This window comes from Micromonospora sp. BS32 (assembly GCF_059089345.1).
In genome coordinates, this window is the sequence record NZ_JBSSHR010000002.1 from 523,268 (window position 1) to 534,544 (window position 11,277).

Annotated in this window: 8 protein-coding genes; 3 read left to right on the plus strand and 5 right to left on the minus strand. The window is 72.3% G+C overall.

Features of this window, described 5'->3' with window-relative positions:
• Positions 1-96: 96 nt before the first annotated feature.
• Positions 97-2,217 carry a hypothetical protein gene (locus tag AC5RWQ_RS05225; protein WP_494281570.1) on the plus strand — a complete coding sequence of 707 codons (2,121 nt, stop codon included), beginning with the start codon at positions 97-99 and terminating at the stop codon, positions 2,215-2,217.
• 79 nt (positions 2,218-2,296) lie between these two features.
• A complete protein-coding gene (locus tag AC5RWQ_RS05230; protein ID WP_494281571.1) occupies positions 2,297-4,414 on the plus strand; it encodes a hypothetical protein in 2,118 nt (705 codons plus the stop codon).
• 120 nt (positions 4,415-4,534) lie between these two features.
• On the opposite strand, the gene AC5RWQ_RS05235 is transcribed toward AC5RWQ_RS05230, so the two are convergent.
• The 5 genes from AC5RWQ_RS05235 to AC5RWQ_RS05255 form a co-directional block, all read right to left on the minus strand.
• Positions 4,535-5,191, minus strand: a complete 657-nt coding sequence (locus AC5RWQ_RS05235; RefSeq protein ID WP_494281572.1) for a DUF5701 family protein — start codon at positions 5,189-5,191, stop codon at positions 4,535-4,537.
• A 64-nt stretch (positions 5,192-5,255) separates the two neighbouring features.
• Positions 5,256-6,023: a LytR/AlgR family response regulator transcription factor gene (locus AC5RWQ_RS05240; RefSeq protein WP_334487696.1), complete on the minus strand. Its 768-nt coding sequence runs from the start codon at positions 6,021-6,023 to the stop codon at positions 5,256-5,258.
• Positions 6,020-7,243: a sensor histidine kinase gene (locus AC5RWQ_RS05245; RefSeq protein WP_494281573.1), complete on the minus strand. Its 1,224-nt coding sequence runs from the start codon at positions 7,241-7,243 to the stop codon at positions 6,020-6,022. The genes AC5RWQ_RS05240 and AC5RWQ_RS05245 overlap by 4 nt, the downstream gene beginning before the upstream one ends.
• Before the next feature lie 32 nt (positions 7,244-7,275).
• Entirely contained in the window at positions 7,276-8,841 is a 1,566-nt protein-coding gene (locus tag AC5RWQ_RS05250; RefSeq protein ID WP_494281638.1) for a sugar transferase, read from the minus strand.
• Between the two features lie 268 nt (positions 8,842-9,109).
• A complete protein-coding gene (locus AC5RWQ_RS05255) occupies positions 9,110-9,970 on the minus strand; it encodes an Fpg/Nei family DNA glycosylase (RefSeq protein WP_494281574.1) in 861 nt (286 codons plus the stop codon).
• 24 nt (positions 9,971-9,994) lie between these two features.
• On the opposite strand from AC5RWQ_RS05255, the gene AC5RWQ_RS05260 reads away from it, so the two are divergent.
• On the plus strand, positions 9,995-11,266 hold the full coding sequence (locus AC5RWQ_RS05260; protein WP_494281575.1) for a glycosyltransferase: 1,272 nt from the start codon (positions 9,995-9,997) through the stop codon (positions 11,264-11,266).
• The last annotated feature ends 11 nt before the right edge of the window (positions 11,267-11,277 follow it).

Sequence of the window (11,277 nt, forward strand, 5' to 3'; positions counted from 1 at the left end):
CGTTTCTTGGGGTTCCGGCGTATCGCGCTTGCCGGATGTTGATCACGGCCCATATTCTGTGCCGACAATCCCTCTCCCTTCTTCCACGGGGTGTTCATGCGCAAAATCCGCACCCTCCTCGGCGCGGTTGTCGCCGGGGCCTGTGCGTTGGCCGTACTGCCGGGAATGGCGCTCGCCGCGCCGACCGCGCCGTACGTCGTCCTCACCGTCGACCTCGGTGACCACCAGACCTTCCCGGTCCAGAACTCGGCCGTCTACGACCGCGACAACGCGACGATGCAGGCCACCATCGGCGACGAGGACCTGTTCGGGCTCGAGGCCAAGAACCTGCCCACCATCGAGTACGTGGCCTGGGCGGCCCAGCCGCCCGTGGGCCAGAGCTGGGTCGTGGGGCAGACCTACCCGGCCGGGCTCTTCCGGGACGACACCGGCCGGGCGATGCTGCGGCTGACGTCGAACCACAACGACTGCCAGGGCTCCGGTGAGCTCACGGTGCGCGACCTGGAGCGGGACGCGGCCACCCAGCGGATCACCGTCTTCGCCGCCTCCTACCGGTACGCCTGCGGCAACGCCACCGCGCCGATCACCGGTGAGGTGCGGTGGCGGTCGTCCGTCGACTACATCGCCGCGGTCACCAACCCGGTCACCGTGGACTTCGGCACCCGCGAGGTGGCCTCGCCGGTCGTCACGAAGTCGGTCACGGTCACCGCGGCCGGCAGCGTGCCCAGCGTCTTCGGCGCCACCACGGTCGACGGCCCGGTCCCGGGCCTCTTCACGGTCGGCAACGACACCTGCGCCGGCCAGACAATCGCGCCGGGCGGCACCTGCACGGTGACCGTGGTGGCCAACGTGTTCCGCGACGGTGAGCAGAACGCCAAGCTGCTGATCGCCGACAACACCACCTTCGGCCGCCGCGTGGTGCCGCTGAAGGTCGTCGGCCAGCGCGGCGCGGCCGGCACCTTCTACCCGCTCACCCCCACCCGGATCATGGACACCCGGACCGGCCTGGGCGCGCCGAAGGCACGGCTCGCCCCGGCCGGCAAGGTCGACCTCCAGGTCACCGGGCGGGCGACCGTGCCGACCACCGGCGTCGGCTCGGTCGTGCTGAACGTGACGGTGACCGGCCCGACCGCGGGTGGCTTCCTCACCGTGTACCCGGCGGGTGAGGCCCGGCCGACCGCGTCGTCGATCAACTTCGCCAAGAACTGGTTGGGGTCGAACAACGTCACGGTCAAGCTCGGTTCGGGCGGCAAGGTCTCCATCTACAACCACGTCGGCTACACGCACGTGGTGGTCGACGTGGTGGGCTACTACGCCAAGGACAACTCGATCATCAGCACTCGGGGCATCGGCGGCCACTACCAGTGGCTGAACCCGTACCGGGCCTTCGACTCCCGCACCCGTGGCGGGGCCATGCCCGCCGACTACTACATCGACGGTCCGATCGACTTCGGTCCGTCCTTCAGCCCGACGGTGCGGGCGCTGGTCCTGAACATCACCGCCGTCAACCCGCAGCGCGGTGGCTACCTCACCGCGTGGCCCGGCTTCGACGAGAGCGACCTGCCGACCGCCTCGACGGTTAACTACGCCGCCGGCAAGGTCGTGCCGAACCTCGCCGTGGTCCGGACCCGCCAGGTCTGGAACAGCGACGGCGGGTACTACATGCCCGCCTTCGCGGTCTACACCTCGCAGACCACCGACTTCCTGATCGACGTGGTCGGCGTGATCGACAACGGCTACTTCCCGGACGGCCTGCGGTTCACCCCGCTCAGCCCGAAGCGGATCGCCGACAGCCGGATCAACCTGGGGATGACCGGTGCCCTCGGCCCCGGGTCGACCAAGAAGGTCACCGCCCCGGCGGGCATGGTCAGCGACAGCACCGAGGTGCTGTCGATGAACGTGACGGCCGTGACGCCGAACAGCAGCACGTACCTCACCGCCTGGCCCGCGGACGCCGGGATGGCCCGGCCGGGGGTCAGCAACCTCAACCCAGCCGCCGGCCAGACCGTGTCGAACGCGGTGTGGGGGGTCATCGGCCCGACGGACGCGTTCAACGTCTACAACCACCTCGGCGGCACGCACCTGGTCGCCGACGTGGTGGGCAGCTTCTACCTCTACCCCGGCACGGCGACCTCGCCGACCGTCGCGCAGGCGATGGCCGCGAACGCCGAGCGGGTGAAGGTGCGGGACACGAACTTCGTGCTCCGGCACCGCTGAGACAGCGCGGGTGTCCCGTCGGTCCGCCGGCGGGGCACCCGCTCCTCTTTTCTTTCTTCTCGGCTGCACGGGGTGTCCATTGCGTACGTTCCGCACCGTCCTCGGCGCCGCTGTCGCCGGGGCCTGCGTGTTGGCCGGACTGCCGGGGGTGGCGCTCGCCGCACCCACCGCGCCGTACACCGTCCTCACCGCCGACCTGGGCGAGCATCGCGCCCGGCCGGTCCAGGACTCGTTCGTCTACGACAACGAGACCGCCACCATGCGCGGCACGGCGACCGCCGACGACACCTTCCAGCTCGCCGCCACCTTCCCCAACACCAGCTACCAGGTACGCCTCGACGCCGCGCCGCCGACCGGCGGGACCTGGACCGAGGGGCAGACGTACCCGACCGCGCGCGGGCGGGACAGCACCCACGCCCTACTCGACCTCTCCGAGTCCGGCACCACCGGATGCACCGCGGCGGTCGGCGCCATCACCGTCCAAGAGGTGGTCCGGGACGCCGGCACCCGGACCATGACGAGCTTCGCCGCCAACTACGAGTACCACTGCGACGGCGACCCGGCCGCGATCACCGGTGAGATCCGCTGGAACTCCTCGGGCGGCTACGTCGCCGTGCTGCCGGAGCCGCGCCTGCTCGACTTCTCCGGCGTGCACGTCGGCGACGGACCGATCCGGTACGTCACGTTGCAGTCGGTGGGGAGCGAGGCCGTCACCTTCGGCGCTGCGACCGTGGGCGGCACCGACCCGCAGGCGTTCCAGGTCGACCAGGACGTCTGCTCCGGACGGACGGTTCCGTCGTACTCCACGTGCGGGCTCACGGTGCGGGCCCGGCCTACCCGGGCCGGGTGGCACAACGCGGTGCTGTACCTGCCCGACAACAGCGCGACGGGGCGACGCGCGATCCCGCTGAAGGCGTACGGCATCGACGGGAACAAGGGCAGCTACTACCCCGTCACCCCGGCCCGCCTGATGGACACCCGGACCGGTCTCGGTGCCCCGAAGGCGAAGCTTGGCCCGGCCGGCAAGATCAACCTGCAGGTCAGTGGGCGCGGCGGGCTGCCGACCGCCGCTATCGGCGCGGTCGTGCTGAACGTGACGGTCACCGGCCCCACCGCCGGCAGCTTCCTGACGGTGTACCCGTCGACCGACAGCCAGCGACCGACGGCCTCCTCGGTCAACTTCGCCAAGGGCTGGTTGGGTTCCAACAACGTCACCGTCAAGCTCGGTACCGACGGCAAGGTGGCGATCTACAACAACAGCGGCTACACCGACGTGGTGGTCGACGTCGTCGGGTTCTACGGCGACGGGGTCGCGCTCACGTCCATCCCGGCCAAGGGTGGCCAGTACCAGCCGTTCGAGCCGTACCGCATCCTGGACACCCGCGACGGCACCCGCGGCCCACTGCCGGCCGGCGCGGCCGTCAACGGCTGGATCGACTTCCAGTTCGGTGGTGACTTCAACTCCCACGTCCGGGGGTTGGTCCTGAACATCACCGCGGTCAGCCCGCAGCAGGGCGGCTTCCTGACCGCCTGGCCGGGTACGACCGCAGTTCCCGGGGTGTCCACGGTCAACTACGGCGCGGGCAAGGTGGTGCCGAACCTGGCCTACGTGCAGACCGTGCCGTGCGCCGCCGGTGGCTGCGGCGGGGCGACCGGCGCGCCGAATTACAAGATCTACACGTCCGCCACCACCCATGTGGTGGTCGACCTGGTCGGGGTGATCGACGACGGAACCATGGCCGACGGGCTGCGTTTCCGGCCGACGAGCCCGACCCGGATCGCGGACAGCCGGACCCAGCAGGGGCTGCGGGACCTCGGTCCGGGCGCGACCGGGACGGTGACCGTCCCGTCCCCGCTCCTTGACGAGGCGACCCAGGTGGTGGCCATGAACGTGACCGCGGTGACGCCCCAGAAGAGCACCGTGCTCACCGTCTGGCCGGCCGACCTGGGCATCGAGCGGCCGCTGGCCAGCAACCTGAACCCGGCCGCCGGGCAGACCATCTCGAACGGGGTGCTCGCCGGGATCGGCCCGAAGGACGCCTTCAACATCTGGAACCTGACCGGTTGGACCGGGGTGGTGGCCGACGTGGTGGGCACGTTCTACGTCTACCCGGCCACGGCCGGCACGACTGCTTCGGCGGGTCCGGTCCGGCGTACCTTCGCCGGCACGGTCGGCTCGGAGCGCGTCTCCGGCTGATCCCAGCGTTCGTGCGAAGGGCGTCCCGGCCGAGCCGGGGCGCCCTTCGACGTATCGGGAACGCTCCCGGACTGAGCGGGCGGGACGGCCGGCGCGTGACTCCGGCCGTCCCGGTGACGGTCACTCCAGGCCGACGCGCTCCGGGCGGGCGGAGGCGGAGCCGAGCCAGGTGTGCGGGTTGCCGTACCAGCACCAGCCGAGCTTCGGCGCGCCCTGGCTGATCCAGAGCGCCGGCACCCGCTTGTCGCCGCAGCGCGAGCCGACCAGCGAGAAGCACCGGTTGCTGGCGAGGGCGGCCGGAAAGTGGGTGACGAGGGCGATGCCCTCGTCGATGGTGATCGGCAGCCGGTCCTGGGCGGCCATCTGATCGACGGCGGCCGACGGCGGGAGGTTCCGGAACTCCTCGCCCCGGTCGACGTCGAAGAGCAGGTAGGCCGGCCCGACGGGCACCTCGAGCTCCTTGATCGGGTCGAACTTGGGCAGGTCGTCCACCGGGAAGTTCCGGTCGAGGAAGCCGGGCTTGCGCTTCCCGGCCAGGGTGGTGAGCGCCAGCCGGTCCGGCACTCCGACCAGGTCGCGGGTGGTCACCAGCACGAACGGCACCCGGGCGTCGGTGGGGGCGGGCAACCCGGCGGCGCCGGCCACGGCGGACTCCCGCAGCGGTGCGAGGAGGTCGCGGAAGCTGTCCTCGCCGTGCCCGGCGGGCGCCGGGTAGCCGAGGCGGAACAGGGTGTCGAGTTGACGGTCGAACTCGGCGGCGGGATCGAACACGGTCACGGCGGCCTCCTGTTGTCGTAGGGCCTACCGTACAGCGTACGCCAACGGCGGAACTATTCCCGACTCACCGGTTCCAGTCCTGCTTCGCCGCCCGGACCAGCTTGTCCTTCAGCTCCCGGGTGTGCCGGCGGCTGACCGGCAGCTCCGAGGAGTCGATCACCACCACGTAGCCCGAGTTCGCCAGCCGCAGCTCGGCGATCAGCTTCAACTGCACCAGGTACGACCGGTGGATCCGGACGAACCCGGCATCCGCCCAGCGCTCGGCGAGCGTCGCCAGCGACACCCGGACCAGGTGCGAGCCGTCCGCCGTGTGCAGCCGGGCATAGTCGCCCTGCGCCTCCACCCAGCGCACCGCCGAGCGGGGCAGCATCCGGGTCGTCCCGGCCAGCTCGATCGGGATGGTCGGATCCTCCTCCGCCCGGGCCAGCGCCGCGGGGTGCGACGGGACCACCCGCGAGCCGATCACCCGGCGCAGCGACTCCGCCAGCCGCTCCGCCCGTACCGGCTTGCGGACGTAGTCCGTCGCGCCCAGGTCGAACGCGTCCACCGCGCCGTCGTCGTACGCGGTGACGAAGACGATCGCCGGGGGCCGCGCGAAGCGGCGCAGCACCCGGGCCAGCTCCATCCCGTCCAGCCCGGGCATCCGGATGTCCAGGAAGACCACGTCCACGTCGGCGTCGCGGAGCACCCGCAGCGCCTCGGTCGCGTCGCCCGCCGTGTGCAGCCGGGCCACCCGGGGGTCGGCCCGCAGGTGGTACGCCAGCTCGTCCAGCGCCGGCGGCTCGTCGTCGACCGCCAGCACCCGGAGGAAACCCGAGGCCCGCTCGCTCATGAACCCGCCCGTACGCCGGGGTGGAACTTCGGCACCCGCAGGCTCACCTTCGTACCCGAGCCCGGGCCGGTCTCGACGACCAGGCCAAACCGGTCCCCGAAGACCGACCGGAGCCGCTCGTCGACGTTGGAGAGGCCGACGTGCTGGCCCTGGTCGTCGCTCGGGTCGATGCCGCCCCGGGCCAGCTCGGCGATCCCCGCCGTCAGGGTGGCCGGATCCATCCCCACTCCGTCGTCCTCCACCGTGATGTGGCACTCCGCGCCCGCGTCCCGGGCCTCGATGCTCACCATGCCGGTGCCGGGCTTGCGGGACAACCCGTGCCGGACGGCGTTCTCCACCAGCGGCTGGAGGCAGAGGAACGGCAGCGTCACCGGCAGCACCTCCGGGGCGATCTCCAGCCGTACCTGCAACCGGTCGCCGAACCGGGCCCGCTCGATGGTCAGGTAGCGGTCGATCGAGCGCAGCTCCTCGGCCAGCGTGGTGAACTCCCCGTGCGCCCGGAACGAGTACCGGGTGAACTCGGCGAACTCCAGGATCAGCTCCCGCGCCCGCTCCGGGTCGGTTCGGACGAACGAGCCGATCGCGGTCAGCGCGTTGTAGATGAAGTGCGGGCTGATCTGGGCGCGCAGCGCGCGGATCTCGGCCCGGGCCAGCCGCTCCCGGGACGAGTCCAGCTCGGCCAGGGCGAGCTGGTTGCCGGCCCAGTGGGCGGTCTCCAGGGTGGCCTGGACCAGCCCGGGCGCCGGCGGCGCGTCGGCGACCGCGACCAGCGCGCCGACCACCCGCCCCTGGGCGGAGAGGGGAGCGACCACCGCGCCCCGGACCGCGCAGTCCACCCGGTCGCAGTGCAGCTCCGACTCGCCGAGCACCGTCGAGCGCCCGGTCTCCACCGCCCGCCGGGCCGCCGCGAGCAGTTGGTCGCCGTGGTGCGCGCCGCGCCCGTCGAGGGCGAGCAGCGCGTCGGTGTCCGTCAGCGCCAGCCCGGCCGCCCCCACCAGGGACCGCAGATGGCGTACGGCCTTCGCCGCGCCGGCCGGGTGCAGCCCGCCGCGCAACGGCTCGGCGGCCAGGCCGGCGGTGTGCAGCACCTCGTAGGTGGCCCGCTGGGTGGCCGTGGCGATGCCCCGCCGGCCGCGCAGCCGCAGCACCGCCCAGAGCGCCGCGGCCAGCGCGGTGACCAGCGAGACGACGCCGACGACGGCGGAGAGGTTGCCACTCACGCAGCGATCCTGACGGGTGACGCCCCCGAGCGCTAGTACGCCCCCTTGCGGGCCAGCACCACGCCCACCGTTCGCCACAGGATGCTCAGGTCGTACGCCAGCGACCAGTTGTCGACGTAGTAGAGGTCCAGCCGGACCGCCTCGTCCCAGGACAGGTCGGAGCGGCCGGAGACCTGCCACAGGCCGGTGATGCCCGGCCGGACCAGGAGCCGGCGGCGCACGTCGCCGAGGAAGTCGCCGTCGTCGGCGGGCAGCGGGCGCGGCCCCACCAGGGACATCTCGCCCCAGAGCACGTTGATCAGCTGGGGCAGCTCGTCCAGCGAGGAGGCCCGCAGGAAGCGACCCACCGCGAAGACCCGCGGGTCCTGCTTCATCTTGAACAGCAGGCCGTCGGTCTCGTTCTGGTCGGTGAGGCTGGCCAGCCGCTCCTCGGCGTCGACGTACATGGTCCGGAACTTCCAGACCCTGAAGGTGCGCCCTTCGTGGCCGACCCGGGGCTGGCGGAAGAAGACCGGCCCGGGGTCGGAGATCCGGATCGCGATCGCGATGGCCAGGAAGAGCGGCGCCAGCAGGAGCAGGCCCAGGCCGGCGGCGACCCGGTCCAGCAGGTTCTTGACCAGCAGCGCCGGGCCCGACAGGGTCGGCTCCTCGACGTGCAGCAGCGGCAGGCCCTCGATCGGGCGGATGTGCACCCGGGGGCCGGCGATGTCGGTCAGTTGCGGGGCGACGACCAGGTCGACGCCGGAGCCCTCCAGCTGCCAGGCCAGCCGGCGCAGCTCGCCCGGCTCGGCGCTGGCCGAGCCGCAGACCGCGATGGTGTCCCCGCCGACCTCGCGGACCAGGGCGAGGACGTCCCGGCCGGCGTAGACCGGCACCGGGGTCTGGATGCCGCGGGCGGCGGCGTACCCGTCGGTGATGTGGATGGCCACCGGCACCAGGCCGGCGCCCGGGTTGCGGGTGACCGCGGTGTAGACCTCCAGCGCCTCCGGCAGGGTGCCCACCAGCACCATCCGGTGCCCGGCCTGACCGGCCCGGCTGCGCACCTGGTGCAGCACGAACCGGGCCAGGAACCGGACCAGCAGGATCAGCAGCAGGGCGCCGAGCAGGGCGAAGCCGACCGACCACCGGGACAGCAGGGTCCGCGTGGCGAAGGCGATGAAGGAGACCGTGGCGGCCACCGCCACCCCGGCCCGGATCACCCGCTTGAACTCGTCCGGCCCGAGGCCGAGGTACCGCCGGTCGTAGGCCCCGTTGCCCCACAGGATGATCAACCAGCCGAGCGGGAGCAGCACGAACGCCACGGTGTGGAACCAGGACTCCTTGGCGTCCTGGAAGCCCGAGGCGGCCTGGTCGAAGGTCTGGACGGCGATCCAGCTGGCCAGTGCCGCGGCTCCGAAGTCGAGCAGCAGGAGCAGCGCGATGTAGGGCCGGTGCCAGCGGGAGACACGTCGGCGGGCACGTGCCCACGCCGACCGGGGTACGCCGTTGTGCGACGGCGGTGTCGGCGGCTGGATCTCGAAGCTGTCGACGTGCCGCACGAGTTTGCTCCGGCCTGTGTTGGTTACCGGGCGCTGGAGGCTTGTCGTCACCTCACCCATGTCCTCCCGCATGCCACGTGCCGCTCACTCGCCGTGAGGGGCTCGGGTCGCCCACCGTTCCAGTCTCCCACGCGGGCATCGGGCCCGACGCTGACCCGAAGGACATCGCGTCTGGTGTTGCCAGCGGGGGATCCGGCCGGCTCCACGTCAGTTTGGAAGCCGGGGACCGAGCCACTATACCGATGTATGGGGGGTCGGGAAGAGGCGTGGACCGGGACCTTCGACGCTCCCGGGATGATTCCTCTCCGTAATCGGAACGTGTCGTCACTCACCGTACGAGGCGGGACAACCGACGGTCAGCGAGGGGCTTGCCGCCGGTCTGGCAGGTCGGGCAGTACTGGAGGCTGGAGTCGGCGAAAGACACCTCCCGCACCGTGTCGCCACAGACCGGACAGGGCAGCCCCTTCCGGGCGTGCACCTTCAGTCCGGAGCGCTTCTCGCCCTTCAGCTCCGCGGCCCGCTGGCCCAGTGAGCGGCGGACCGCGTCGCCGAGCACCGCCCGGGTCGCCCCGTGCAGCACGGCGATCTGGTCGTCGGTGAGCCGGTCGCTGATCGCGAACGGGGAGAGTTTCGCCGCGTGCAGGATCTCGTCGGAGTACGCGTTGCCCACCCCGGCGAGCACCGCCTGGTCGGTGAGCACTCCCTTGACCTGACCGCGGCGGCTGCGCAGCCGCTCGGCGAAGGTGGCGAGGTCGGCGCCGAGCGCGTCCGGTCCCAGCTTCGCCACCCCGGGCACCTGGGCCGGATCGGTCACCAGGTAGACGGCGAGCTTCTTCTGGGTGCCCGCCTCGGTCAGGTCGAAGCCGGAGCCGTCGTCGAGGCGTACCCGCAGCGCGATCGGGCCCTTGCCCGGCCGGAGCGGGACGGTCGACGAGAACGCCTCCCGGTAGTGCAGCCAGCCCGCCCGGGCCAGGTGCACCACCAGGTGCAGGCCGCCGTCGAAGACCACTTCGAGGAACTTGCCGTGCCGCCGGGCGTCCGTCACCGCCCGGCCGCCCAGTGCGGCCGGCGCCGGGTCGTACGTCTTCAGGGCGCTGATCGCGGCGACCTCGCACCGGTCGACGCGCCGCCCCACCGCGCGCTCACGCAGGTAACCCGCGAGCGCCTCCACCTCCGGTAGCTCGGGCACGGTACAACGGTAGCCTTCTTTCCCGTGAGAATCGTGGTGGCGCACAACCGGTACCGGGAAGCCCAACCCTCCGGCGAGAACACCATCGTCGACTCGGAGATCGCCCAGCTCACCGCCGCCGGCGTCGAGGTGTTGCCGTTCATCCGCAGCTCCGACGAGATCCCGTCGATGTCGAAGGCGGCCAAGGCGCTGCTGCCGATCTCCCCGATCTGGGCGCCGCGCGCCCAGGAGGACCTGAGCCGGCTGATCACCGAGCACCGGCCGGACGTGCTGCACCTGCACAACCCGTACCCCCTGATTTCGCCCTGGGTGGTGCGGACCGCGCACCGGCACGGCGTGCCGGTGGTGCAGACGGTGCACAACTACCGGCAGGTCTGCTCCTCGGGCATCTACTTCCGGGACGGGATGATCTGCCAGGACTGCAAGGGCCGGGCGCTGGGCGTGCCGGCGATCGTGCACCGCTGCTACCGGAACTCGGCGGCGCAGAGTGCGCTGATGGCGACCACCCTGGCCGTGCACCGGGGCACCTGGCGGTCGGTGGACCGGTTCATCGCGCTCACCTCGGCGATCGCCGACCACCTGCGGGACTACGGCATCCCGGCGGACCGGATCGTGGTCAAGCCCAACGCGGTGCCGGACCCGGGCGCGCCCGCGCCGCTCGGCGACGGGTTCCTCTACATGGCCAGGCTCACCCCCGAGAAGGGGCTCGACCTGCTGCTGGAGGCATGGCGTCGGCACCCGGTCGGGGCGCTGGGCCCGCTGCGCATCGCCGGTGACGGGGAGCTGCGGCCGCTGGTAGAGGCGGCCGCCGCCGAGCGGCCCGACGTGCTCTACCTGGGCCAGCTGGATCGGGCCGGGGTGCGGGCCGCGATCGAGGCCAGCGCCGTGGTGATCGCCGCCTCCACCTGGCACGACGTGCTCCCCACGGTGATCATCGAGGCGCTGGCCAGCGGGCGGCCGGTGCTCGGCACCGCGCTCGGCGGCATCCCCTACCTGGTGGGGGCCGACGCGCCGCACGAGCCCGCCGGCACCGGCCCGGCCGCCGTCACCTCCGCCGTCGCCGGAGTCGGCGTCGCACCGCTGCCGACCGGCGTGGTCACCGGCACCGCCGGTTGGGTCGTCCCCCCGGACCCGGCCGCGATGGCCGCCGCCCTCCCGGGCGCCCGCGCCGGCGCACCCGCCCTGGCCGCCCCGGCCCGCGCCCGCTACGAGCAGACCTTCCACCCCGACGTGGTCACCAACCGCCTCCTCGACATCTACGCCGACGTAGCCCGCACCGCCGCCCCCCGCCCCTGAAACCCGCGGCC